At 54.7% G+C, this 25,713-nt stretch carries 16 protein-coding genes; 8 read left to right on the top strand and 8 right to left on the bottom strand.

From position 1 onward, the window contains the following. Nucleotides 1–46 precede the first annotated feature (46 nt). The 3 genes from SH467x_RS00655 to tnpA all read left to right on the top strand — a co-directional run bounded on the left by SH467x_RS00655 (nucleotide 47) and on the right by tnpA (nucleotide 9,475). On the top strand, nucleotides 47–6,235 hold the full coding sequence (locus SH467x_RS00655) for a hypothetical protein (RefSeq protein WP_482369389.1): 6,189 nt from the start codon (nucleotides 47–49) through the stop codon (nucleotides 6,233–6,235). 39 nt (nucleotides 6,236–6,274) lie between these two features. Further along, nucleotides 6,275–8,245: a hypothetical protein gene (locus SH467x_RS00650; protein WP_482369388.1), complete on the top strand. Its 1,971-nt coding sequence runs from the start codon at nucleotides 6,275–6,277 to the stop codon at nucleotides 8,243–8,245. Nucleotides 8,246–9,028: 783 nt separating this feature from the next. Continuing rightward, nucleotides 9,029–9,475, top strand: a complete 447-nt coding sequence (tnpA, locus tag SH467x_RS00645) for an IS200/IS605 family transposase (RefSeq protein ID WP_482369387.1) — start codon at nucleotides 9,029–9,031, stop codon at nucleotides 9,473–9,475. A gap of 806 nt (nucleotides 9,476–10,281) precedes the next feature. Here tnpA and SH467x_RS00640 read toward each other — a convergent pair. Genes SH467x_RS00640 through queF form a run of 3 tightly spaced genes read right to left on the bottom strand, consistent with a single transcriptional unit; the run spans nucleotide 10,282 to nucleotide 12,636 of the window. Continuing rightward, the gene (locus SH467x_RS00640) at nucleotides 10,282–11,181 is read right to left on the bottom strand and encodes an alpha/beta fold hydrolase (RefSeq protein WP_482369386.1); all 900 of its coding nucleotides are present in this window, start codon (nucleotides 11,179–11,181) and stop codon (nucleotides 10,282–10,284) included. Between the two features lie 18 nt (nucleotides 11,182–11,199). Continuing rightward, nucleotides 11,200–12,213, bottom strand: a complete 1,014-nt coding sequence (locus SH467x_RS00635; RefSeq protein ID WP_482369385.1) for a sugar phosphate isomerase/epimerase family protein — start codon at nucleotides 12,211–12,213, stop codon at nucleotides 11,200–11,202. A 60-nt stretch (nucleotides 12,214–12,273) separates the two neighbouring features. Then, nucleotides 12,274–12,636 (bottom strand): preQ(1) synthase, encoded by a 363-nt coding sequence (gene queF, locus SH467x_RS00630; protein ID WP_482369384.1) that lies wholly within the window; start codon nucleotides 12,634–12,636, stop codon nucleotides 12,274–12,276. A 162-nt stretch (nucleotides 12,637–12,798) separates the two neighbouring features. On the opposite strand from queF, the gene SH467x_RS00625 reads away from it, so the two are divergent. Next, complete coding sequence (locus SH467x_RS00625; protein WP_482369383.1) at nucleotides 12,799–13,503, top strand: 7-carboxy-7-deazaguanine synthase QueE; 705 nt, start codon at nucleotides 12,799–12,801, stop codon at nucleotides 13,501–13,503. Between the two features lie 104 nt (nucleotides 13,504–13,607). Here the strand turns inward: SH467x_RS00625 and SH467x_RS00620 are convergent, their stop codons facing one another. The 4 genes from SH467x_RS00620 to SH467x_RS00605 all read right to left on the bottom strand — a co-directional run bounded on the left by SH467x_RS00620 (nucleotide 13,608) and on the right by SH467x_RS00605 (nucleotide 18,736). Then, nucleotides 13,608–14,441: a YitT family protein gene (locus tag SH467x_RS00620; protein ID WP_482369382.1), complete on the bottom strand. Its 834-nt coding sequence runs from the start codon at nucleotides 14,439–14,441 to the stop codon at nucleotides 13,608–13,610. A 116-nt stretch (nucleotides 14,442–14,557) separates the two neighbouring features. Then, complete coding sequence (locus SH467x_RS00615; RefSeq protein ID WP_482369381.1) at nucleotides 14,558–15,373, bottom strand: biotin--[acetyl-CoA-carboxylase] ligase; 816 nt, start codon at nucleotides 15,371–15,373, stop codon at nucleotides 14,558–14,560. Between the two features lie 33 nt (nucleotides 15,374–15,406). Continuing rightward, entirely contained in the window at nucleotides 15,407–17,200 is a 1,794-nt protein-coding gene (locus tag SH467x_RS00610) for a M61 family metallopeptidase (RefSeq protein WP_482369380.1), read from the bottom strand. Between the two features lie 189 nt (nucleotides 17,201–17,389). Beyond that, nucleotides 17,390–18,736 (bottom strand): amidohydrolase family protein, encoded by a 1,347-nt coding sequence (locus tag SH467x_RS00605; protein ID WP_482369379.1) that lies wholly within the window; start codon nucleotides 18,734–18,736, stop codon nucleotides 17,390–17,392. Between the two features lie 148 nt (nucleotides 18,737–18,884). Here SH467x_RS00605 and SH467x_RS00600 point away from each other — a divergent pair, with 148 nt between their 5' ends. Then, complete coding sequence (locus tag SH467x_RS00600) at nucleotides 18,885–19,475, top strand: toprim domain-containing protein (protein WP_482369378.1); 591 nt, start codon at nucleotides 18,885–18,887, stop codon at nucleotides 19,473–19,475. Nucleotides 19,476–19,574: 99 nt separating this feature from the next. Further along, nucleotides 19,575–21,599: a hypothetical protein gene (locus tag SH467x_RS00595; RefSeq protein ID WP_482369377.1), complete on the top strand. Its 2,025-nt coding sequence runs from the start codon at nucleotides 19,575–19,577 to the stop codon at nucleotides 21,597–21,599. 57 nt (nucleotides 21,600–21,656) lie between these two features. On the opposite strand, the gene murQ is transcribed toward SH467x_RS00595, so the two are convergent. Further along, on the bottom strand, nucleotides 21,657–22,574 hold the full coding sequence (murQ, locus tag SH467x_RS00590) for an N-acetylmuramic acid 6-phosphate etherase (protein ID WP_482369376.1): 918 nt from the start codon (nucleotides 22,572–22,574) through the stop codon (nucleotides 21,657–21,659). Nucleotides 22,575–22,735: 161 nt separating this feature from the next. Between murQ and SH467x_RS00585 the strand changes: the two genes are divergently transcribed. Next, a complete protein-coding gene (locus SH467x_RS00585) occupies nucleotides 22,736–25,081 on the top strand; it encodes an exo-beta-N-acetylmuramidase NamZ domain-containing protein (protein ID WP_482369375.1) in 2,346 nt (781 codons plus the stop codon). Between the two features lie 6 nt (nucleotides 25,082–25,087). Continuing rightward, nucleotides 25,088–25,699 carry a TlpA disulfide reductase family protein gene (locus tag SH467x_RS00580; RefSeq protein WP_482369374.1) on the top strand — a complete coding sequence of 204 codons (612 nt, stop codon included), beginning with the start codon at nucleotides 25,088–25,090 and terminating at the stop codon, nucleotides 25,697–25,699. The last annotated feature ends 14 nt before the right edge of the window (nucleotides 25,700–25,713 follow it).

Here is a 25,713-nt window from a genome sequence, read left to right as displayed (position 1 = left end):
TAAAGAGCGTCTCTCACACACACCACAAATGAGAGAAAGTGTCCCTATGAAACGTAAACAATTGCAATCTCGCCAGAGATCCAACGGATTGATCCTGTTGATCGCGTTGGGCATGCTGGCCATGTTCAGTTTGCTCGCGGTGACTTACGTCGTCGCCGCCAGTGCCTCCCGCGCCGGGAGTCGAGGGATGTTGCAAAACGCTCGTCGCTCGAACTTCGATGTCGAAGGCTCCGCGTTGAAGGTCGTCCTGGGGGCTGTTCGCGGGACGAATGATACGCAGTCGCCGTTCTATAAGAATGACCTGTTGGGGGACATCTACGACAGTCGCCCTATTGAAACGACATTTGGTGCATGGACGGCGACCTCGGGAGCGCAGCTATTCACTGTGAACCCAATCACCGCAGTGACTCGCAATCTACCCGATGTCGCATTGGTGAAGATCACACTCAGTCCTCAACTCGGCACAGCCAATGCGTTGTCGGAGTTTGAAAACGATTACAACTCGCGAATCTTGACGGTGCGAGAAGGTCCTTTGGCAGGGCAATCGTTCCGGATTTTGAAGTACATCGGTTATGTGCGACCGACTTCTTCCACTTCCCTTCCTCAGAACCCAGATCCGAACGTCGACAACACACCTTGGTCGAGCAAGGTTTATGCCGATGCGGCTGCGGAGCAAACCGCTTACTCGGTCCTCATTGATTTGAACGACATCAAGGGGGAGCAGTTCCAGGGGCAGATTTATTCGGGGGGGCGATTGCGCTCGGTCACGATGACATTGCCCAATTGGATTGCTACCAACGGGATCGATTCCCTGTTTTATCAGCCGCGTCCAACGGCAGGCTCGCCCTTTGAAGGCTACAGCATTCTGATCAATGGTGCCCCGTTCAATAGCTCTGGGATCGGTATTGAAGAGGTCGCCTATTTACCCAGCGGTATGGGGCCGATTCCGGTTCCCAACTACGGCAACATCGATAGCCGTCGGCTGTTTACGATTCCAACGATGGGACCCAAATTCTCGCCGATGATTCTTACCGATTATGACTATCTGCAGAATCCGTCGGTCATGGCCGCCAATCCTCTGGATGGTGGGAAGGTCGGCGTGGATGCCATTGGAATTCCACGAAATAACCTTCTGGAGTTCCGGCTCAATGGAAACAGCAACGAAGGGTACGACGTTCCCGATTTCCGCGATGCTTGGCTTGCTCACAAGACCTATACGGGGCCAACAACACTTTCGGTGACCCCTTCGTATCACCGACCGGCAGTCATTCAGCACTTGGCCCACAAGATGGGCTCTGCGGCAAGTCTATCGCCCGCTCAAGTGCAACAGCTTTTGCAGCTCATCGATATGTCCTCGGCTCGCGTGATGAGTTACGGGGCCGTGAATCCGGGGTTTATGCAGAACGATCCCAGTTATCCACGTCTTTCGGCGACACCGACCACGGCAGATTTGATCGCCTACGTTCGTCGTATGATCGAAGGTCCATGGGATGTCGATAACGATGGAGACGGAGTACCTGACAGTGTTTGGATCGATGCAAATTTGCCTGTTGTGTATTCCCCGGAAGGGCGTCGGTTGAAGCCTTTGACGGCGATTATGATTCAGGATCTCGATGGCCGTGTGAACCTCAACACAGCGGGGGATCGGACACAGACGACGGCGGATGCATTTCTCAATGTAGCGGGTGCATTCAAGCGCAATGGAGCGTTATTGACCAATGGGTTTGGATATGGACCGGCTGAAATCTCGCTTCCGAGTTTCTTTGGCCCAGCGGGGGCGCCACCGGCCAATGCCGGAGCGGTTTCGCCCGTTTTGGTTTCTAGCCCGACCAACTTCTCGTTTTTCGACGAACGTTATGGAGCTCGACGGTTCCCATTTTATCGGATTCGTCCGATCGATTACTCGAACAGCTTGCTCGATCGATTTCCTGGGGTTCGCAACACAAACGATCCCCTCAGTCAGATTGCCGAGCGGGAGTTTCACACCACGCATCAACACGGGCGAATGCCTGGATTGCCTTTGGAGCGACGGGGTTCGACTGGCATCAGTTTTGATTTGAATGGCAACCCAGCCCTTTCACCGACCAACAATGTTGTCGCAGATGAAATCGCTGACGATCCCTACGAGTCAACCGTAGCATCGCGTCCTAATTCGGACGATCCACTTGCACTTACCGAATTGGAAGCGATCTTGCGTCGTTACAGTCAGGATGCGAATTCGTTACCTGACCGTCTGAAGCAAGTCTTCGCACGAGCGGGTTTCACCAACGTCAATGATTTCATTTTCGATGAAATCACGACGCGCAGTGGCGAGTTGCGGTATCCGAACATTGCAGCAGCGATGCGAGTCGGGACCAGCTCCAATGCCGTTTCGATCGAGCATCAGCCACCGAGCTATCTGCGTTATCTGCAGTGGTTGCACACGCAGCGCCATCGTACAGCGGCTACCGATCCTGAGATCAGCTATGCCGCCCTAACGGAGCTATTCCCCGTTGATTTTGCATCGGGGCTTCGCATGGATTTGAATCGGCCATTCGGAGATGGTTTTGATGATGATGGGGATGGTCAAGTCGACGAACCGCAAGAAATTCTTCTGGGCAGCGAGCAAGAGCTATTCCCTGGTAGTGCGCCGACGGCGGGTGCCTATACACGAGAGAACCAGACCGCGTCCAGGAAACCAGGTGCTACGGTCGGAGACGGCGCGCCCGCCAACCCTTTCCCGAGTATCACGCGAGTTCGTCTTGGTTCGCGTCAAATCTTGGCTCGCAATCTCTATTGCTTGGCCCAGTTGATTGTACCTCGCGATTACAATTTCCCGGGCATGCAAGCGATTGCGAATACTCCGACGAACTATTGGGCAAGGGCTCAGATTCGGGCGCGTGCGTTGGCTCAATGGGCAGTCAACGTGGTTGACTTCCGCGATGCGGACGGAGCCATGACACGATTCGAATACGACATCGTTCCATTTGGGGTAGGGCCATCGCATGCTGCGGCCCCGATTGCGGAGCGCGCCGCTTACTGGGCTCCAGATCGAATTGGAAACGTGGTCAACGGGGTATCGAATCGCATTTACACCGGTGTGGTTTGGGGCATGGAGATGCCTGAGGCTTTGCTCTCCGAAGCCATGGCAATCCATGACAAGCGAGTGCGCGATACGAATCGCGATTCGACTGGAAAGCTGACGACGGAGTCAACCGATCCAGATGATGACTTTGATCAATTCCGCTTTCCACAGGCTTCACTGTTCTTAGAGGTCACCAATCCGCGGACCACCGACAGTCCACTCAATACAGTGGGGCCAGGATCGATGGGATTGCCTGGTGTACCATCCAGTTTGTACACAGTTAGCAGTGGTGTCGTCGCATTGGATTTGGCGAAGATGGCTCCGGCGTCACCCGGTTGGGGAAGCCAGCCCGTATGGCGCATTGCAATTTCCCAAGACTACACGGTCGCGCAAGCCAACACGGCTCGACATCCCAATGCAGTATTACAAACGGCTGCACCTCCCACTGCATCGACCTATCCAGAGATTGGGTTAACGACTCATCAACAGTCCTATGAGCAGATCAATTCCAGTCCTGCGAGGTCGGGAGACCCTAATATCACTGCGAACAATGTGGTGAATATCGAACAACACGTTGGAAATGGTCTGCAGTACTTGCTCAACGATCCGACTCGTGTCTCTCCCGACAATGGTCGTCTCGATGGCTTTGAGCGATTTATTTGGTTCACCAATACGCGACCTACGACGGGGCAAAACATCCCCGATATCATGCCATCTCTCCGTACCAACAATCTGCAACAGCAGAGCGTTTATTGCGCGTCGAGTGGCAATGCGGCTTTGCGTGGTGGGGGATATTTGGTTATTGGCCCGCGATCGCAGACGAGCGTTGGTTCGCTGACGCACAATCCGTTTACCAATGCGGCCTATCCCAATATTTTCGACATCAACCTGATGGGGGATCCTGCGAACCGACCGATTCTCTCGCCGAGTTATCAACGAATCGATTTGACTGGTGGGACCGTCCGAACCTATTTGCTGAACAACCGCTTGGCGAATGAGTCGTGGGTGAATAACAACATCAAGCAGCCTCAGGGCTTGATCTGCACCACCATTGCTCCAGACGACACAGCTGTGCCTCCAGGATCGGATTGGGCGACTCCATTCCCAGATGGGGTTGGAATCAATATCAGTCTGCCTACGCCATATCATGGTCCAACGCATCCGATTCACACTCGAGGGACCGATAAGAATGTTTGGACCGATCTCAATCGACCTTTGTATCGATTGAACGGAAACGATTTGAATTCGAATCGAACCGATAGTACTCCTGGCTATGGTAATACGCAGACACCTCCTGACAGTTATCTCGATACTGCCGCATCGCCAATCAACGGCAATTTTCCAGACGAACCGATCGACAAGGGGAATCCTTACATCGGCTCTGTTGGGCGATACCGAACAGGTACGTACGAAAACGTTCGCGTCGCGTATCTTCAACGATTAGCCGATCCTGATTTCGGTTACGACCCGGTCAGCAATCCTTACATTACGGTCGATTGGATGTCGATCGATCTGACGGTATTCAATGGAGAGGCACCGGTTGGAAGTGAGTTGAACGATGATCCAGGTACACCTGCCCAGATCGCGTTCCATTCGCGATACAAGGATGGTCGATTGTCCCCGCTTTCGACGGGTGGCGGAGCTCCGGGCTATGGCGTGAGCATGTATTCGCCGATGACTCGAAATCTGATCCTGGATTGTGCACGTCAACCGGATCCACCCTTGGGCCCGAACAGCCTCAATTATCAATCCTATTTCCAATACCAGCTCGGCTACCATCGCGCAGTAACGTGGCCAGGGACTGGAAATGAATTGACGCAAGTGAGTGCGACGACCTTTGGTTATGCCAATGTCGGATTCCACCGTGACGCTGCGATGGGAACGATTGCGACCACCGCGACGATTGCCAACGATTTTCATGGATTCGGACCTCCGTTCAACAATCCGGCGGATGCTTATAAAGGGTATACGGCGCATCAGCAAGGATTGTTGTGGTTCAATAGACCCTTTGCGAATCCCTATGAATTGGCGATGGTACCCTCGACCAATCCTGGCAATTTTGGGATCTTCCACTCGGGCTTTAGCGCCACCCAGTTCAATCCCTTCTTGTTCGTGCCTAGCTTTCAGGCTGTCAATGCTTGGAACACAGTCCACACCACTCCGGCCGGCCACGACAAATCTTTCTGGGCGGTTTCGGAGCCTGTGGGAGGGGAGTTGATGGCCGATTGGCCGATGCTGTTGGAATTCGTGGAAACGCAACCACCATTTCTCGACGCCAACAAACTTTTACCCCCCGATCAGTTGCTGGCTCTCTCGACCAGTTCGCCGATCGCGGCGCGGTACCTCAATTCCTTCTTGCCGCAGGGCTACTACTTCGCGGACGGTGCAACTCCTAGTTCTCCAGCGGTTTCGGAGCCTGCGACCACACGTGGTCCTACATTGCTCGCGCCGTTCAATCGGATTCCCAGTTTTGTGGCCTCCGGAAAGATCAACTTGAATACGATCGCGTTCAACGAGCAAGGCCGCAGTCGGTCGCTCGAAGCGATTGATTTCGCATTCTCACGGGGGACGAATGTGGCCGGAGCGTTCAATCAAGCTCGTCACGGCTACGATATCAGTGCTGTACCGAGCAATGCGTTCTTCGGTTCATCGATCGGTACATTCCATCCGGAGTTTCCCACCGAGTTTGTCGGAGCATTCCGTCCCGCGATGTCCGCGAATCTAGCGCCAGTTATTGGCGACCCGTTGAGCAATCCAACCGACGCTCTGGCGACCAACCGGATGCGAAGCCGGTATGGCGTGGAGACGACTTTGCTGCGTTCGGCAGATGTTGCTGCGAACGACTCGATGACTCAATCCAATACTCCGCTTCTTTTCAACAATAATGTTTCGGACGAAGTGAGCGTGACCCAGCCGTTTGATCGCATGCAGCGAGCGATGCGGTTGCCGAATTTGGTTACCAATCAATCGAACGTTTTCGCCGTGTGGGTGACGGTCTCGTTGTTCGAATACGACCCGATCAATGAGTTTGGGAATGAGTATGTGGGATCGGATGGGCGCCCCGTTCGCGATCGCAAGTTCTTTATTATCGATCGGTCTGTTCCCGTAGGATACAAACCTGGGGAAACGCTCAATGCCGATCGAACCATTTTGCTCCAGTCGCAATTGTAGAACGGGAGCGATCGAGAGATGAACAGGAACACCAAAGCGATGTTGAACGCACTTGTCGATTCAAGGACCGGGAGAATGGCAACGCGTCGCGCATTGACACTGATCGAAGTGTTGATTGCGACCACGCTGACGCTCTTGATGATGCTCGCCCTGGCGCAAGGCTTCAAGACATTGAGCGACGGGGTGAGCGAAGGGCGTTCGAAGATCAATTTGAGTGATCAGCTCCGCGGAATTGTCACCTTGCTCAAGGCGGATTTGGAACAACGGACGGCGGATGGTACGACACCGCAACAACAGGTTGCACCTAGGGGGTACTTCAAGTATCTCGACGGCAGCCTGACCGACTTCACCGCCATGAATTTCAATCGGCCCGCCGGTTTTGATGCGGCGACCATGAGCACGGAGATGCTTTTGTCGGCGAGCAAATGGGGGGATGTGGATGACATGCTGATGTTCACGGCGCGTGCCAAGCCAGGTGAGGTCTTTCGCGGGAAGGTTCCCAGGGCGTTGCTTCGTTATCATGAGTACAACACCACCGGAACAATTTCTCCTGCGGTCACCAATTGGGATGAAGAGTGGGCAACCGACGTCGTGATCACTTCCGAGCTCGCGGAGATCGTTTGGTTTATGGTTCCTCTTAGTAATTTGCCCGATGGCAATGGATTGGACTCGGGCATAGTCGCTCCGGTCGATATGTGGCCGGATGTGATCCCGGTTGTCGATCGCGATGGAGATGGAATACCCGATGCGGATGGTATGCCCGATAAAATGGCGCTATGTCGCCGCGTACTGCTCATCCGAGACGATTTGAATATCACACCCCCGAACGTCGGAGGCGAGCAAGGGGCAATCTCCACCACCGATGCGAGACGTTTTCGCATGAGACCGGAGCCACCCAGCGCGGGAAGCCCGAGTTCGTTCCGCAGCGTGGGGGCAAATGGTTATCAGCGATGTGACTTGAGTCTCCGAACCGAGTTGATTTCGACATCGTCAGGAAACCAGTTGGTGTACCAAACCAATAGTCTTACCTCCCTGCAAGACCCGATCAATCGCTTTGCTCACGGCGTTTACCCTGTCACGGATGGTAGCAATATCGTCGGCTCGACATTCCCGTTGGTGTTTCGCTCGAACGGTTTGGGCATGTCGTTAGGGGCCTACAATGCAGGAATTGTGTTGGCGGGAGCGTCGGCTGAAACCTTCGAACCCGATGGTGGTTTTTTGCCATCCGCGTTTATGCGAGTTCGCTATTTGAAGACTACCGATGGCAGTTTGATCACCCCCCCTACTCTGGACTTCACCCTGGAGGAGATCGTCGCGACGAATGTTGTCTCGTTCGATTTGAGAGCATTCGATGCGACAGCGGTGCAGATCTACCATCCTGGAGGGGATGCAGGATGGGGTACCGCGGGATTTGATGACGATGGAGACGGTACTATGGATAACTTCACCGAAGCGGGATGGCCAGCGTCAGACGACATCGCGTTAACACCCGGCGACCCAGGCTTTTGGGAATTGGCGAATAACTTTGCTCGAAACAATGTCGCGTTGGTCGAAGCGAGCCGAGGCGCATATGTCGACATGGGTTGGGGGATTAAAGGGGTCGGGAATCCGAAGCTTTCAGGAGCGACGTTGACAGCGTTGGCGCCGTTTATTGTGAGCGATTACAGCGGGATCGAAGCGACAAATCAGCTATCGTATTACTTGCTCCGCTCTGGTTCGGTTTCTGTCTCCCCCGGCGTCCGGGTTTGTCAAACAGCGTTCGACACTTTCACGGACATGTTTGACTCAGATGGTGAGCTCGCCGGTGTCATTGCCAACACCCGGTACTATCCCAATGGGCTTCGTCGATACGGAATTACCGTCCCAGTGCTCGCTACCGATCCCGCGATCGAAGACGTTCCTCCTCCCTTCCCTGCGGACCTCCGGTCCATTCAAGCCAACATTCGAGTCGAAGACATCACCGCCGGCGTTATCCAACAAGTCTCCTTAATCGAGAGCTTGAAGGATTAGGGGAGTGGCGAGTGGCGAGTGGCGAGTAGCGAGTAGCGAGTAGCGAGTAGCGAGAGGTGGTGGCGAGTAGCGAGTAGCGAGTAGCGAGTGGCGAGAGGCGGTTTTAGTCCCGGTAGGGACGGCATAGAATAGCCCAGCCTTTCAAGGCTGGGTGGGGTGCCACCCATGTTCAAAGTCCCGGTAGGGACGAAAGAACGTCTCCGCGTTGTTGGATTGCGTCATCGCGAAACGATTTGGTGTCGGATGTTCGCACTATTCGATTGAGCGTTGTTCGTGAATGGTGGTGTCGGGGCGAATTGGGGATTGCGCACGGTTGCGATGTTTGTGGGGGCGATGTTGCGGCGGGGGATGTTGACGGGGGCGCCGAAAACTATCTTTCGTCCCTACCGGGACTTGGGCTTTGTTCGCCTTTTACCCAGCCCTGAAGGGCTGGGCTATTCTATGCCGTCCCTACCGGGACTAAAGCCAAGACGTCCCTACCGGGACTAGAGCCAAGACGTTTCTGCCGGGGCTAAAGCCAAGACGTCGCTGCCGGGACTAAAGCCAAGACGTCGCTGCCGGGACTAAGACTTTGGCGTCGCTGCTGGGATTAAAACGGTGGCGTCGCCTGCTTAGGATTTCCAACTGGAGAAGCATTATCGCTAGAATAAGGTCGATCACTGCCCGGTAGATACAATCCTTCTAGTTTCATAACGAGAGGCTATCGGCAAGATTTGCACCCCGAATTCCTGATTGCCTGCGGGAAGCCTGATTGCCTGCGGGGAGAAAGTGAACGCCCCTCTCATGCACTCTTACATCAGTTGTCTTCTGCATATCGTGTTTGCCACGAAGGACCGAACTCCTTGGCTTTCTGCGGAAGTCGCCAACCAACTTTGGCCCTACTTGGGTGGCGTCGCTCGCGAATCCAAGATGAAAGCCCTTCAAGTGGGAGGAGTGGAAGACCATGTTCATATTCTCCTTTCACTGCCATCGACCATTCCGATTGCCAAGGCTTTGCAGATCATGAAAGGCAATTCTTCCAAGTGGCTACACGAGACGTTTCCTTATCTCCAAGGTTTCTCGTGGCAAGAAGGCTACGGCGCTTTTAGCATCGGAATCTCCGGGGTCGATGACACCATCGCTTATATCAAGAATCAAGCGAGTCATCACAGGCGAATTACATTCGTGCAAGAGTTTGAAGCCATCCTTAAGAAACACGGGATGGAATTTGAGGAATGGATGCTTGAGTAGCGAGTGGCGAGTAGCGAGTGGCGAGTGGCGAGTGGCGAGAGGCGAGTGGCGAGTGGCGAGTGGCGAGTGGCGAGTGGCGAGAGGCGAGAGGCGAGAGGCGAGAGGCGAGAGGCGAGTGGTGAGTGGTGAGTGGTGAGTGGTGAGTGGTGAGTGGTGAGTGGCGGTGTGGTGGTGTGGCGGTTTTAGTCCCGGTAGGGACGGCATAGAATAGCCCAGCCTTTCAAGGCTGGGTGGGGTGCCACCTATGTTCAAAGTCCCGGTAGGGACGAAAGAACGTCTCCGCGTTGTTGGATTGCGTCATCGCGAAACGATTTGGTGTCGGATGTTCGCACCATTCGATTGAGCGTTGTTCGTGAATGGTGGTGTCGGGGCGAATTGGGGATTGCGCACGGTTGCGATGTTTGTGGGGGCGATGTTGCGGCGGGGGATGTTGCGGCGGGGGATGTTGACGGGGGCGCCGAAAACCATCTTTCGTCCCTACCGGGACTTGGGGTTTGTTCGCCTTTTACCCAGCCCTGAAGGGCTGGGCTATTCTATGCCGTCCCTACCGGGACTAAAGCCAAGACGTCCCTATTGGGACTAAGACGACGCCCCCATGTCGGGACTAAGACCAAGACATTCCTGTCGGGACTAAGACCAAGACATTCCTGTCGGGACTAAGACCAAGACGTCCCCTGCCGGGACTAAGGCCTTGCGGCACCGATTTCGATCCATCCGTCCGGCGACTAAGCCCCAAGCTTTGTAGGGGGGCAAGTATGCGGGGCACAAAGGGGTAGTGAACGCTGAAACGACGTAAGAGAGTGGACCTATTTGGCAAGCAATTGGCGAAGGGCACCTTCGACTTCGTCGGGGGCTTCTTCCATAACGTAGTGCCCCACATCGCTTAGTTCGGTCCGGGTGGCGTTCGGAAACGAGCGTTGCAATCGTTCCATGCATGGAGGGACGAAGCACCAGTCTTTCATCCCCCACAGGAAATGTATCGGTTTGCTGGCCAATACCGACAGGTCTTGTTCCAGCTTTTCCAGTACTGCATACGTCGGATGGCTTGGGTGCATCGGTATGTCATGAACAAAGCGATCGATGGCCACGCGATTCTTATAGGAATTATAGGGAGCCAAAAGCCCGTCGCGTGCGGTTGGAGAAAGCCGCGGCAACCGATCAATCGCCATCCAAAGGGCTGCTCTTGCGAACAAATTTCCATAACGCATTGCGGCTGTTCCGATCCAAGGCCATCTGCAGGCGGCGATGCGGAGCGGTATGTAGGGGGGAGGAAATGCTGCGGTGTTCAGGATCAAGATCTTGGCGAATCGATCGGGTCGCTGCACGGCTGCTCCAAGACCGATGGCTCCTCCCCAATCGTGAACAACGAGGATCAGATCCCGCAGGTCAAGTCTGTCCAGGAACTGCACAAGGTTGGAAGTGTGCTGTGCCAACGTATAAGGGTAGTCTTGCGGTTTGTCGCTCCATCCACAACCGATATGATCGACTGCGAGAACGCGGGCGCTCTCGCGAAATCGCGATACGATCGAGCGGTAATAGAACGACCAAGTCGGATTGCCATGGACCGCAAGGATCGTCGCAGCGGTTTCGGTCGCGTTTCCCTTTGCAGTGGGACCTTCATCCACATAGTGCATGCGCATCCGATCGGATAGCGTCAGCCAACGGGATACAAACGGGTACTCCGAACGCCAATCAGAATGCGACATGCTCTTGAGGATTCTTGGTTACGTGGGTGTCGCGTGCTTGACTCTTGTCGATCGGATGTCTTCATACGTTCGGAGCAAGTAGGGGACTTGCACATAGTCCAGCACCTTGCAGAACGCGCGAAGTGCGATGCCGAATCCGTCGGGACCACTGAAGCCACCGAACTGACCGCCACCTTTGACGTGCGGTTCAAGGTCGAAGAACAAGCCGGGGATACCTCGCTGTGCCAAACGAGCTTCGATCTCGGTGTGCGATCGCTTGATGTCCCGGAGGATCGCCTCGTGCCCCGAGTCCCCCTCGTCGGCTGGAACAAATGCAGCGAGAGACTCTTCGTCGACGTGATCCGTCTTTTCTGCGGGGCGGCAGTAGTCCTTGATGTGGACCCATCCGAGGCCATCCTTCATCGCCAAGTACTCTTCGAAGACTTGGTCAGTCGACATCCCTTGGCAAACCAAATTGGCGCCGTCGAAGATGAGAACCATTGCGGGATGTTGAACGCCTTCATAGATCTTTTGGAGAAGGCGGCCGGATTGGCCGATCAAATTGGCTTCGACTTCGAGACCGAAAGTGAGGCCATGTTTATCGCACTGTGTCGCAATGGCCCCGAGTTGGTCGATGGCTTGCGTGAGATGGCGTTCTGGGTCTGTGCCTCGCGGATGGTAGAACGAGAAACCACGGATGAGTTTGGTACCGAACTGGTTTGCCAAATCGCACGCGCGTTGGACATCCTTTTCCAAGTACTCCGAGAAGGGGACGAATCGATTGCTAGTTCCATCGTCGACATCGAGCAGTTTTACCTTGCCAATCGGAGAGCCGATCGAGGAGACATGAAGGCCGTACTCCTGCTGCTTGGCAAGGATCTTTTCGATCGATGCAGGAGAGAGCATCATCACGTTTTGGATCCCTTCACCTGCATCGATGAAACGGAGCGTGTAGTACTTCAGGCCGATGGCGGCGAAGGCGCAGAACTGTTGTTCGACGGTCTTGTCGTTAGCGGCTTCGTCGGCAAATCCGCTGAGGAGGATCGGTTTCATCGCTTAGTACTTTGAGCAAGGGAGGACGGGTGCGGAACCAGGGAGGAAGGTTGCCTCGGGCTAGGCTTTTTGATTGTGTGTGACGGTGATGATTGAGCTGATGCCACCTCTCGGTCCCCAATTGCTTTCGAGGGTAACTGTTCGCGGTTGGACGACTTTGACGAAGTCATCGAGGATGCGATTGGTGATATTCTCGTAGAAGATACCTTCGTTGCGGAACTTTTGCAGGTAGAGCTTCAGGCTCTTGAGTTCGACGCACTTTTGATCGGGGATGTAGCGAAAGGTCAAGACACCGAAATCGGGTTGTCCCGTCTTGGGGCACATCGACGTGAACTCGGGGCAGACGATCTCGATATGGTAGTCGCGATCTGGAAAAGAATTATCAAAGCACTCAAGTTCGTCTTGAAATGGGGTTCCTGTCACTGTCTCAACTCCTGGTGGTGAATGGATGTGGATATTCTGCTAAATTGGAAGGGACTTAACAGGGCTAATTCCCTTTCCCGTCGGAAATATCTACCGTCTCTAGCTCCTTCAATGGCTTGGGTATCCCCTAGCGTTTTCCCCTCTCGATCAGGTCCTATTCAAGTGGTCAGGATTTCGGAGATTTTTCATAGCATCCAGGGTGAAGGAAAGCTCTCGGGCACTCCAAGCGTTTTTGTGCGGACGAGCGGCTGCAATCTGCGATGTTGGTTCTGCGATACACGCTACGCATCTTGGGAGCCGGAGGGGGACACTCTGTCGGTCTCCAGCATCCTCGATCGGATCGATGGGTTTTCCTGCCAGCATGTCGTTATTACCGGCGGCGAGCCGGCGATTTTTGACGAGATAGGAGAGGTGGTGCAGGGCTGCAAAGCGAGCGGGAAGCATGTAACGATCGAGACGGCGGGGACCGTAGATCGAGACTGGGGATGCGATCTTTGGTCGATCAGCCCAAAACTGAGCAACTCTACCCCGATCGGCATGGCGAGCGATGAATGGGTTCGCAACCATGACCTACGACGGCATGCCCCGCACGTCGTCGAAAGCCTGATTCAATCCAGTCTGAATCGACAAACGGACTACCAACTCAAGTTCGTCGTTGGATCCATCTTGGATGCCGAAGAAGTGCTGGAGTACTTAGGGCAACTTCACGCATGGGATCGGGATCGCGTGATGATGATGCCACGCGGGACCACTGCGGAGGAATTGCAACTGCATAGTACGTGGTTGCCCAGTTGGTGCCGTTCGCATGGTTTTCGTTATTGCGACAGGCAGCATATCTACTGGTTCGGAAATACGAGAGGGACTTGAGCGGCCCGGTTTGAGTTACGTCGCTTGGGAGCGGTGTGTAGGCCGGCGGGTGATGCGTGGGGAACAGCGGGCTGAGGCCGGCTAGGAAGAGATCGGTTGACGCATCAAGGGTAGTTGCGCTGCTTGATCACACCGCCGATGACTTCGTGGACCGGCTCGATGACTATGAAGGCTTGGGAGTCGACCTCCTTCACAATGTTTCGCAATCGGGTTAGTTCTAATCGTGTCACCACGCAGTAGAGGATATCTTGCTCCGTCGCGGTGTAGCCTCCGATCCCCTTCAAAATTGTCACGCCACGTCCCAGTTGGGAAAGGAGCATGGCTCTCACTTTTTCGCTTTGGCTGGACACGATCATGACGCCGTTGTACGACTCGATACCGTGCAATAGGAAGTCGATCGTCTTCGATGCAGCGAAGTACGTTAATACGGAGTAAAGAGCAGGTTCCGTCCCAACAAAGAGGGCCGCAATGAGAAAAATCACGACGTTCATAATCAAGATCACTTCGCCGACCGTCGCTGCCATCCGTTTGCTCAAAATGAGTGCCATGATTTCGGTCCCGTCGGTCACTCCGCCCCCTCGCATGGCTAAACCAACACCTGCACCGACGAAGATTCCGCCGAAGACCGAGGCCAGGAGAAGGTCGTCGGTCAATACAGGGAAGGGGATGATGAGGAGCCATAATGCGGCCGCGACGATCGCCACTGCCGTCTTGATCGTGAAATCTCGGCTGATGTGTCGATAACCGATGATGACGAAGGGTAGGTTCACAATCACCAGCCAAAACGCCAGCGGTAGTCCTACGAAATTGGCGAGGAGCATGGAAATTCCGGTGACCCCGCCATCGATGAACTGGTTGGGCAGTAGGAAACTTGCGATGCCCCAGTCCGAGATCAACGTTCCAACGAGGAGAAGGAGCAGGCTTTTTGCAAGCTTCATAATAATGATGGATGAGGGTAGGGGTTAGACTCGGGCCATGATACCGCCAAAAGCGTCGATGGATGACGGAACTCTATGGCGACAGTTCGGTATGGGGGCGACTTTCGGTCGAGCTTTCAAGGGGTGCGGAAGGAGGCGATCGTTCCGGCAATGACCGGAGTCACTCTCCCGTTCGGCTCGGCTATTTTCAGAGCACCCGAGCTGTCGATCCCAAGACACAAACCTTCAATGCGTGTGTGATTCGACAAAGTGACCGCATTCTCCACCGTCACCCACATACGATCCAGCAGGCTCCATTCGGGCCAGCTGTCCAACAAGAGCGTTTCGTTCTCAATTCGGTTCGACTCCCATTCTCTCCAAGCGGATAAAAATTGGGTCAAAATCGATTCGGGGGATGCGTCGGAGTCGAGGCGATTCGGTCGGCATAGATGCAGGCTAGTCGCCGTCTGCCGGATCGGTTCCGGAGCACTCTCGAACGAAACGGAACAATTAATGCCAATGCCGACGATGGCGACCGAAGAGCTTTGAACGACATCGATCAAAACTCCGCAAATTTTTCGTCCATCGATATAGACATCGTTGGGCCATTTGACCTGCGGGCGTGAAAGACACCCAGGAGCAAGAGTACGAGCGACCACCATCCCGACTTCGAGTGGAAGAAGCGATGTCGCTTTCGGATTGAATGGAATTGCCATCGAGAACATCAAACAGCCTTCGGGGGAAAACCACCGATTGCCACCTCGTCCCAAGCCTCCCGTCTGCCGGTCCGCGACCAAAAGGGCAGGTGGTGTGACCGATGCGTTACGCAATTCCTCCGCCAACTGTTTGTTGGTCGATTCGGTTTCAGCTAGCCACCGAATACTGGTAAACCAGTTCATCGCTTCGAGATCCGCCAGAGCGCTGGCTCGGCGGACGGAGGAAATCGCATCCATGATATTCCTAGATAAGTGAGAATGAAAAGCACTCTACGGACGTTTGTCTTGCTCAGCGTCTTGAGCCGGCTCCGGGATTCGAAGCCAGTCTTTCCAATGGGCTTCTTGCTCATCGGTTGGCTTCGCGAGGCGCTGCAGCGTCCAGCTCTGCGAGGGCTGAACGCCGAGTTTGAGTTTGATCGGTATCAGCTTTCCCCGTCGAGCGACCAACCATTCAACCATCGTTCCTGGTTGGTATAGCGAAACGCGCTCGGTCAGGTTTTCGGCACCGACGCGATAGCCATCCATAGCCAGAAGTTCATCTCCCACATTGATACCGGATTGTGCGGCGGGGCTGTCCTTCGCCACTTTGTCCACGATTGCTTTGCCCAGTTGATTGCTGACATCCATGCCGTGGAAAGGTGGTTGGGGCTTGTCTTTCGCTTCCGCCGATTCCTTGGGTTTCCATTCCAAACCGTACCAACTTAGGAAGGTCGTGAAATCGGGTTCTTCCGTAGTTTCAATCGACCGGTGAAACCATTCTGCGAGATCCTTTCCACTGGCCGCATTGGCTGCCCGCAAAACGTCGGCGGTCGTATAGCCGGATTGCAAGTGATCTTTCCAGAGAGTTCGCATCACATCGTCGAGCGATTTCTGATTTTGGGTCGCCGATCGAATCTCGGCATCGAGAAGCATCGCGACAATACTCCCTTTGGTGTAGTAGCTGACGCGGCTGTTATTGGCATTTTCATCGGGTCGGTAGAATTTGATCCAAGTATCGAAGCTGCTTTCGCTCAGCGGTTGGACCAACCGTCCAGGTGCTGATTGAACACCCGATATCCCTTTGCTAATCCGTTCCAAATATTCTTTGGGGCTGCACAATCCGCTTCTTGCTAGTAGCAGGTCATCGTAGTAGCTGGTTACGCCCTCTGCGACCCATAGCTCGCGCGTGTATTGCTCACCCTCGAAGTCGTATTTCATGAGGGCTTTTGGGCGTAGTCGGCGAACATTCCATGTATGAAAGAATTCGTGGGAAACGAGTCCCAGCCAATCGGTGTATTTTCCCTTTTGCTTCATGGCCCAGCGGCTGGTCATCAGGACGGTGCTATTGTCATGTTCCAGTCCTCCACCAGACTCGGTGGCTAGGTTGAGAAACCAATACTCGCGATAGGGAACGGCACCCCAAAATGCCTGTTCCGTCTCCACGATTTTCTTGACGTCCTCCGCAGCTTTCGCCGTGTTCCAAAGACCATCGGTACCGATCGTCGCTAAATGATGTTTTGCCCCACCGGCTTCAAACGATTGGATATCGATGTCCCCGATCAGAATGGGGCTATCGACCAGTTCGTCAAAACTGTCCGCCATGCGAGTCCATTCATCGTCGTCGACTTTGGCCAGGCTCGTTGCCACCTTTGGCCAGTGGGGGAGCGATTCGATGCGCACCAAGTGCTTTCGATCAAGCCGATCGACCGGGGTTAGAAACGTTGCAGCACCGGTGAGGAATGCGAAGTCGCGTTCGATCCAGTTCGTTCGCACTCCCAGCTCGCGGCAGTAGAGCGAATATCGCACGGCAACTTCGGAAACTCCTTTTGTGGAAACGACCCAACGATTCTTGGTCGCTTTCTTTATTTCCAGGGATTGGTTTGTTACGCCATCGCGAGCTTGAATCGTCTCGATTTGGCGAGCGTATTCGCGAACCAAGTAGCTACCTGGAGTCCAGACAGGCATCATCCATTCGACGGTGTCGGCGCCCTCGGATGGGACGGTGACTTCAATGTCGCAGCGATGGTTCTCGGCTTGTCGGAACGAGACGCGGTATTGAACGGGGGCCAAGCTTTTTTCTGGCATAGTTTCAGCTGCGCTCGAGTGTGTGAGCAGGAACAGAAATGTAAGAGGCAGGAGGACGGCAGTTCGTAGTGCGAGCATCTCAGTGTCGTTTCGGTGAATGGGAGCTAACGAGAGGCCAGCCCAGTATAATTGGAGCCCGACCAATTGCAGCCGGTGAGTAGGCCGAAGCGTCTGCGATAGCCTTGGCAATCACGATTGATGCACCATAGATTCGAGGGGTATGGCGGAGTTTCCCATCTTGAGAAGAGAACGGTAGATATCCTCTTTCTCTAGCGGCCCGTCCAACGGGATGGCGGTGCATAGGGAACGTTTGCCTGCTGCGAGGGTCCCGAAATCGTCGAGGCCCAGTAGATCCGCGGGTTCTTGGGTCGCCATGGCGATGATCTGCTCACCGGAAACGTTGGGGTAACTCAACAACGTCTGCATTTCACTCCAGATAGAGAGGTCGGGATTGGACGCACGGGAGTCGGTTCCTAGCAAATGTCGCACGTTCCCACGCAACCGCTCCGCCAAGGGGTAGTGCTGGGACGACCGATCCGGATGGAAATGGCGGTAGGTGCGAGGGCAATGGGCAATTGCAACATGGTTTCTATGGGCAGAGAGATCCGCGAGGATCGAGTCGTCGAGGTAATTACCATGCGCGATGATTCCGAGCGAAGCATCAAGCATCGCATCGACCAATTCGCGGATCGTAGACGATTGCCGTTCGAAGGCTTGGTCGCGAAACCGGGCGAGCGCCGATTCGATCGGTTCGGCGCGAGCAGCGAGCCATTCCATCTCTTCACGCGACTCTGCAAGGTGCATGGAAAGAATGCCTTGTTTTGATTTCGACCATTCCGCCCAAAATCGGACCAAGTTCGGTGAGGCCGTGTAGGGGGCATGTGGCGAAACGGCCAATCTAGGGAGAATCGTAGATAGAGAGGTGGAACTCGATGGTCGTTTCTCAAGGTCTGCGATTCGATCATGGACATGCCTGGCAAAGGCGATGGTCGCATCACCTCTGGATGCGTTGATGTCCAGGGTTTCGGGAATGGGGAGCACGTAGAATTTCGATGGGCCGATCAAGGCGCGAAGGAGAGGCTCCCGTTCGGGCGAGTTGGTTGATTGTGCTGGTATCGATCGAGTTTGAATCCAGTCGAGGGACCAAGGAGCGGTGATCGTGTCGAGCAGGACGCGTGTTCCAGCTTGATAGCTTTCGTCGATTCCACGAGCGATCGCCCTTTTCCGATAGTCAGTTAGCTCTTGCGCGTCTGCGAGCGCTCGATATTGGACGACCGATTGAATCCAGGCGATGAAGGAGCCGTTGAATTGGATTGGATCTGCCATGTCGCTAAATTCGAGATGGCAGTGCGAATTGATGAGTCCTGGAAGGATAGCCGTGTTGGGCAGTTCTAACTTAGGGATCGATTGAAAACGCATTGGGAGTTCGTGGCCCAAAAAGGCGATGGTGCCATCTTGAGCGACCAGCCAGGCGTTTGGCATGGGACTCGAAGTCAACGAGAAGATCCAGTCCGCGTGAATCGCGATGGTAGGCATTCGCTTATTCGCTTTCGTCAATTGCCAGGAGGGTGTCGGATCGCCTTCGCGTGTTCATAATGGATCGATACGAGATTCGCAATGCGGCACAACATCGTGGTTCCGGGCGTTGGTGATCGAAAGGGGAGAGTGAGGGGTAAACGGAAAGATGCGAGAGCTGCTTATTGTTGAAGGAGAATCGGCGGCGAATGCGATCCGGCGTTGCCCGCTTCCTGAAGGAACGTCGATATTGTGTTTGCAGGGCAAGCCACCGAATGTGAGAGGTCTATCGTGCCAGGCGGTTCAATCGAATCCCTTTCTGCATGCGATCGCTTCGGAGATTGGTGAGGGGTGGGAAGGGGTCAATCAGGCGATTGGGAACCGCTATGATCAGATCGGATTGGTGATGGATCCGGATGCAGACGGGATGCATTGCAGCCTGTTGCTGCTATGGTTTTTTCACGACTTTATGGCGGATTGGTTACGAGGCGGGCATATCTTTCAAATTATGTTGCCTCGCTTCGAAATCCGCGTCCATGGAGAAGCGCTTGGTCATTACGCGTTCACCGAGGCGGGGGCGGAGCGGATCGCCAATCAGTTGAGAACCACGAGGCTCCCTGGTCAAGTTCGCATCGCCAAAGTGCGAGGGACCGCTGCTCTACCGGCCGACCTTCTGGAGAGCTATTGCTTGCATTCTTCGCGTCGAAAGAAGGTCGTGTTGACGCCGGAGGATGCTAAGCGTGGTTGGAATCGATCTTGACAAATTGCTGTCGTTTTGAGATTCGAATCGATGGGACTGTCCATCTTCCTTTCCGGTCGCACGACCTGCTGCGTCCTTATTCCCGTCGAGTGATTGCGTATGCCGCTGTCTCGAAATCATCGCCAAGATCGTCGACGACGAGTGATGCTCGATTCGCTGGCTCAAGATACGGAGCTTGCTGTCGAAACCGTGCGAGCTCGTCGACGGACGAAGTCGCGTGTAGCGGATGACGAAGAGGATTACGATCGAAGCTATCGCGATCCCGGATACAGCCAAGCGGTTCGGTCAACTTGTCAGCAACGGCTGGTGCAGTTCATCCCCGTTCGAAGGGGGACGGTAGCGATCCTTTTGACCGGTCTCTGGTTCATGTTCGGCCTATTGCTATTCACGCACTACTGGATCCATACGTCGAGTTCGGCGACTGCAACCGCTACGTTGACGAATCTCCCGATCGGGTATTTGTTTCATCTTCGTTCCCCGCATGGGATCGCGCATTGGCTCACGAGTCAGCTTTGGCTTTTGACCTCCTTGGCGAGTTGTATGATTTTCAATCTGCGCCGTCACAAGCTTGATGATTACCGGGCCAGGTATCGCATTTGGGTCTTCATTGCGTTGGCAGCGTTGTTTTCGAGCTTCGATGCTTCGACGTCCGTTCTTCAATTGATTGGTATGAGCATTGATAGTTGGGCGCGCAAGGAGATAGGGTACGGCGGTTGGCCTTTGGTTCTCGCCTCCTTTGCTTCGCTTATCGGGGTACTGGGCATTCGACTGAGTAGCGAGCTGCGAAGCGTCCCGAGCAGTGTAACGAGTTGGATTTTTGGGTTGGTTGCATGGGCGGTCTCAGCGCTTTTGGGGACCGGTCTTCTCAAAGTAGCGATGCCTCCTCAGCAGTTGGATTTACTCGTAGGTGGCCTCTGGTTAGGGGGCATTCTTGCGGTATTTCAGTCGGCAGCCATGTATCTGAGAACGACGTACATTCAAGCGCAAAAGCGATTCCTACAACGGCAAGGATGCGAGCTTGGGCCCATCCGATGGAAGGTACCCGCGATCAAGCTGCCTCGTCGCCACCGAGACGAAATTGGCGAGGCAGGCGAGAGCGGCGTCATTTCCGCGAGAGGAAAGAAGAAAACGCGAGTCGAGCCACCCGAATCAGGGGACCTGCAAGAAGAGCCATCGCACCGCGGTTGGAAGTTCTGGAGACGTCGTCAGGAGGACGGAGTCGAGGACATTTCAGAGGAAGAAAGCGACGAGAGAAACAGCGAGAGCGGTGTGAAGAGTGCTTCGCAGGGGCGACGATTATTTGGTTGGATCCCCAATCGTCAGATTCGAAACGAAGAACTCGAGTACGAGCCGATTGCAGAGGACGAGGGGGGAGAAGTCGATACTGGGCTTACGAAGACATCCGGTTGGTTTGGGATCGGTGGTAATCAGCGCGCTGAGCGAGAAGCCCGGCGGTCGGAAAAAGAATCCAAACGAGCGAGTAAGGCAGAACGGGAAACCGTCCGTCGAGACGATCCAGACGCTGAGCCACTTTCGAAGAAAAAGGGATCGTGGTGGAGTCGAAAGGGACCGAAGGCCCATCCTGAGGACCGCGGTCTCCAGGGAGGCGACGGCGAAAGCGCTGTTGCACCGACCAAACGGAAGTGGATTCCCCCCTTGCCATCGATTCCAAAGGTTTCGCTTCGCAAATCGAGAGCACCTGTATCGGGATCCCCTGAATCGAGAGAGAGTGACAACGACAATCAGCCCGCGCGCGGCGGTCTGTTCCGGCGGAACCGAGGTAAAGATCAGGCTGCCGTGGATGCCGATGCGCCGAACAAGTCACTGCGCCGAACAGAGAGATCCGAAGGCCGTAGTGAGCCAAAGGAAAAGAAGTCGTGGCTTGGAATGTTCGATGGTCTGGCTTTAAAGCCGCCGAAAGTGAAGAACGACGAGGAATCTGCTCGCGACCTACCTCCATCCACGTCTTCCAAACCGTCCTCCTCACCGACGCCCGTCAAAACAGGGGCGTCTATACCTAGCACGCGCGATTATGAGGACGAGGACGATTCGGATTCGAGACCGATGAGCAAGGCGGAGCGCAAGCGATTGCGACGGCAGCAAGATGATAGGCGCGCGGCATGATAGGCGCGCGGCATGATAGGCGTGCGGCGCAAGGGTCGAAAGCATGCGTTCTGGTTGTTATGGGTGCGAGGACTCCGTGCTTCCCAGTTGCAAAGCCCGTCTTAGGGAGCCGTCCGCCTGCAGCAGCAGCTCGCGGGCTCTGTCGGGCGAAACGTTGCATTGGTTGGCAACGATGGCCACTTTGACTTCTCCGTTGCATCGATCGAGCAAGTGGGAAGCCGACTGCGGATCGAGACTCGTGAGGGAAGAAACGATCCGAATACTTCGCGCCTTGAGTTTGATATTCGTCGCTCTGAGATCGACCATCCAGTTTCCGTACGTTTTGCCCAGTCGAATCATCGTACCTGTCGTGAGCATGTTGAGGACCATCTTCGTAGCGGTTCCGGACTTCAGTCGAGTCGATCCACTGATGACCTCGGGGCCGACGACCGGGGCGATGACCAAATCGCAGTGTCGTTCCAATGCCGATTCGGGATTGCAGGTAAAGCCGATGCTGACTGACCCCAGTGACCGAGCGTACTGAAGACCACCCAGAACATAGGGTGTACGTCCGCTCGTCGCGATCCCCACCAGGACATCTCCGGCTCCGAATTGATGTTTTTGAAGATCCAGGGCGGCTGCGTTCTCATCGTCCTCGGCACCTTCGACCGCAGTTGTCAGGGCGGTTGTTCCCCCTGCGATAATCCCGATCACTTGCTCGGGACGCGTATTGAAGGTCGGCGGGCATTCGGAAGCATCGAGGACACCAAGCCTGCCGGAGGTGCCGGCTCCGATGTAGAACAGCCTACCACCATGCTTCATTCGCTCGGCGATCAAGTCGACTGCTTTGGCGATCGCTGCGGATTCTTTCTCAACGGCCTCGGCGCAGCGGCGATCTTCCTGGTTCATCAATTGGATGATTTCCAAGCTGGAAAGGGTATCGATTGCGATCGATGCAGGATTGGTTTGTTCCGTGGTAAGGTGGCCGATTTCCATTGTAGAATCCCATTAAAAACCAATTTGGTCTATCATAGACGCCGTGACGCACAGGGCATGGCAATGATCGTTCAACGGCTGGAAGCGGCCAGACTATCAGAAGCCAATCAACCTGGGAATCGTCGATTCCACAACTCCGACCTTTCACCGATTCGATTCCAATGCAATCCAGCCATCAACGGATCCAAGTCCCCCATTTCAGTTGGCTCGCCATCTCGCTTGCTAGCGTGACTGGATGGATGCTTTTCGCCCCTGCTGTTCTAGCGATCGATGCACGTCAACTATCGGAATCCGCGACCAAACGAATCGAAGAACTGGTGACGGACGCCATCGCAGAAAAGAGAATGCCGGGCTGCGTGATCGGTGTGGGAGACTCGAAGGGATTGTTTTTTCTCCAAGCGTACGGAAACAAACGGTTGGAGCCTGCTCCCGAAGCAATGACAGTCGATACCGTGTTCGACATGGCCTCCATCACCAAGCCCGTTGCGACAGGATCGAGCATCATGAAGCTGATCGAGCAGGGGAAACTGCGACCTCAAGACAAAGTGGTGGACTTCTTTCCCGATTTTGGGGTGAAGGAAAAAGATGCGATCACCGTTCTGGATCTTTTAGTGCACCGAAGTGGGCTGATCCCAGATAATGCGCTCGCCGATTACAAGAATGGGCCCGATGTGGCTTGGCAGAAGATTTGCGATCTGCCCCTGACTGCACCCGTCGGGACTGCCTTCAAGTATTCCGATGTAAACTTCATCGTCCTCGGCAAGATCGTCGAGAAGCTGAGCGGAAACGATTTGAACCAGTTCGTCCGATCCGAGGTCTTCGAGCCGTGCGGGATGCAAGAGTCTGGGTTCCTGCCCCCGGATCATCTCAAACAGAGAGCTGCACCCACAGAAAAACGAAACGAAGCATGGATTCAAGGTGAAGTGCATGATCCGCGGGCGTTCGAGTTGGGGGGGATTGCTGGCCATGCTGGTCTTTTTTCAACGGCGGAAGACATCGGTAAATATGCAAAAATGGTTCTCAACGACGGGAGAGCTACACGCAACGACGGATCGACCGAACAAGTCTTTGCACCAAGCACTCTCCGGCTGATGGGACGCGGTGTTTCTGTGCCTGGGGGAGTGCGCGGTCTATCGTGGGACAAGCAGACGGGCTTTTCCACGAACAAGGGGAACCTCTTGAGTTCGGATGCGATAGGCCATGGTGGTTTCACCGGTACCGTACTTTGGATCGATCCTGCGCAAGACCTATTCTTTGTGTTCTTAAGCAATCGAGTTCACCCGGATGGAAAGGGGCTGGTCAATCCACTTTCAGGAAAACTGCTCAATGTGGTTGCATCGGACTTGGCTCGCACGACATCGAATTCGAAGGACCAGTCAGTCCTCAGTGGCCTCGATTGTTTGGAGCGGGATGGTTTCCGCGTCTTAGCGGGGCGAAAAGTGGGGCTGATCACGAACCATACTGCGAGGACGCGGAACAAAACGGGAATCGTAGAACTCTTTGCTGGGGCGAAGAACTTTCAGTTGGCCGCGTTGTTTTCGCCCGAGCATGGATTCGAAGGGAAGCTCGACATTTCAAAAGTGGATGACAGTCAAGACGCATCGACAGGTCTGAAGATTTTTAGCTTGTATGGCGAGACGCGTCGCCCCACCTCAGCAATGCTTGAGTCGATCGATACGCTCGTGTTCGACATTCAAGACATCGGTGCAAGGTTTTATACGTACATCTCTACGATGGGAGAGGCGATGCGAGCTGCATCGGAGAGCAAGAAGCGATTCGTCGTATTAGACAGGCCCAATCCCATCAATGGTGTCGATGTAGCTGGTCCTATGCTCGATGACAAGCTCGAGTCGTTTGTCGCGTACCACAAGCTCCCGGTTCGGCATGGAATGACGGTGGGCGAAATCGCGAAGATGTTGCAAGCCGAGTTGAAGTTGGATTTGGATTTGGTGGTTGTGCCGTGCGAGGGTTGGGAACGATCGATGTATTACGAATCCGCTGGGATTCCTTGGATCAACCCATCCCCCAACATGCGTTCCCTGAATCAAGCCGTCTTGTACCCCGGGATTGGATTGTTGGAGACGACCAATATCTCCGTGGGAAGAGGGACCGATACTCCCTTTGAATGGATCGGTGCTCCTTGGATGCGAGCTTCCGAGCTGGCTGCGGAGCTCAACCGAGCCGGCTTGCCTGGCGTCGTTTTCTTGCCTGTGGAGTTTACTCCGGACAGCAGCAAGTTTGCGAAACAGGCTTGCCAAGGGATTCAGATCGACGTCATCGATCGAGAGGCATTTCAGCCGGTCCAAACGGGATTGATGATCGCAGTTCATCTCCGAAAGCTGCACCCCAAGGATTGGGAGACAAAGAGTCTGAATCGATTACTTGGGAACAAAGCGATGGAGCAAGCCATTTTGGATGGAAAGGAATGGGAGGAGATGGAAAAGATCTACCTTGAAGGGATGCCTGAATTCCTGAAGCGTCGCGAAGCTTTCTTGCTGTATCGATAGTGCCATATGATGGATTCATCGCAACCCTCCAGGCTGTTCGCGAACGCGATGGGAGTGGTGGGTTTGGTCTGCGTCGTCGGATGCAGCATTCCGGAGCCAAGTCCCGTCGGTGCACCGGACGGTTCCGCTCGTCCGGTTCTTACCGTGGGTTCCCCCGCGCCTACGTTGCAGGTGGAGGACTGGTTGACCGACGGAATCGGTCGATTGCCAACCGAGACAGGGTTCGAACGGGGGCGTGTCTACGTGGTCGAGTTTTGGTCAACCACCTGCGGGCCATGCATTCAGACCATTCCTCATCTTGCGGAATTGCAGAAGAAATACGCGACGACGGGGGTTCGAGTGATCGGAATCACGACCGAGCCACCAGAGCTCGTCACTCGGTTCTTCGAGCGTGAAGTCCGACGATCCGATGGGAGCACCGTCCGACTTGGGGAATTGGCGAAGGCTTACAATCTTGGGTCGGATTCAGATGGATCGGTCGATACGGACTATATGATGGCTTCGAGACAGAACGCGATTCCCGTCGCGTTTCTTGTCGGAAAGCAAGGCTTGATCGAATGGATCGGACCTCCGCTGGAGTTGGAGGAGCCCCTTGCAGCGGCCGTCGAAGAACCTTGAGATCGCAATCAGTT

This window comes from Brakhagea slesvicensis (assembly GCF_052161625.1).
Taxonomy (GTDB): Bacteria; Planctomycetota; Planctomycetia; order Pirellulales; family Pirellulaceae; genus JBKCUI01.
This window is presented reverse-complemented; position numbering and strand designations above follow the sequence as displayed.

Bases quoted from the DNA above. Each gene is read 5' to 3' on its own strand.
- SH467x_RS00585 (WP_482369375.1), top strand. From the start codon at position 22,736: ATGCAATCCAGCCATCAACGGATCCAAGTCCCCCATTTCAGTTGGCTC.
- SH467x_RS00580 (WP_482369374.1), top strand. From the start codon at position 25,088: ATGATGGATTCATCGCAACCCTCCAGGCTGTTCGCGAACGCGATGGGA.
- SH467x_RS00650 (WP_482369388.1), top strand. From the start codon at position 6,275: ATGTTGAACGCACTTGTCGATTCAAGGACCGGGAGAATGGCAACGCGT.
- SH467x_RS00610 (WP_482369380.1), bottom strand. From the start codon at position 17,200: ATGCCAGAAAAAAGCTTGGCCCCCGTTCAATACCGCGTCTCGTTCCGA.
- tnpA (WP_482369387.1), top strand. From the start codon at position 9,029: ATGCACTCTTACATCAGTTGTCTTCTGCATATCGTGTTTGCCACGAAG.
- SH467x_RS00595 (WP_482369377.1), top strand. From the start codon at position 19,575: ATGCCGCTGTCTCGAAATCATCGCCAAGATCGTCGACGACGAGTGATG.
- SH467x_RS00605 (WP_482369379.1), bottom strand. From the start codon at position 18,736: ATGCCTACCATCGCGATTCACGCGGACTGGATCTTCTCGTTGACTTCG.
- murQ (WP_482369376.1), bottom strand. From the start codon at position 22,574: ATGGAAATCGGCCACCTTACCACGGAACAAACCAATCCTGCATCGATC.
- SH467x_RS00600 (WP_482369378.1), top strand. From the start codon at position 18,885: ATGCGAGAGCTGCTTATTGTTGAAGGAGAATCGGCGGCGAATGCGATC.
- SH467x_RS00620 (WP_482369382.1), bottom strand. From the start codon at position 14,441: ATGAAGCTTGCAAAAAGCCTGCTCCTTCTCCTCGTTGGAACGTTGATC.
- SH467x_RS00615 (WP_482369381.1), bottom strand. From the start codon at position 15,373: ATGGATGCGATTTCCTCCGTCCGCCGAGCCAGCGCTCTGGCGGATCTC.
- SH467x_RS00640 (WP_482369386.1), bottom strand. From the start codon at position 11,181: ATGTCGCATTCTGATTGGCGTTCGGAGTACCCGTTTGTATCCCGTTGG.
- SH467x_RS00655 (WP_482369389.1), top strand. From the start codon at position 47: ATGAAACGTAAACAATTGCAATCTCGCCAGAGATCCAACGGATTGATC.
- SH467x_RS00635 (WP_482369385.1), bottom strand. From the start codon at position 12,213: ATGAAACCGATCCTCCTCAGCGGATTTGCCGACGAAGCCGCTAACGAC.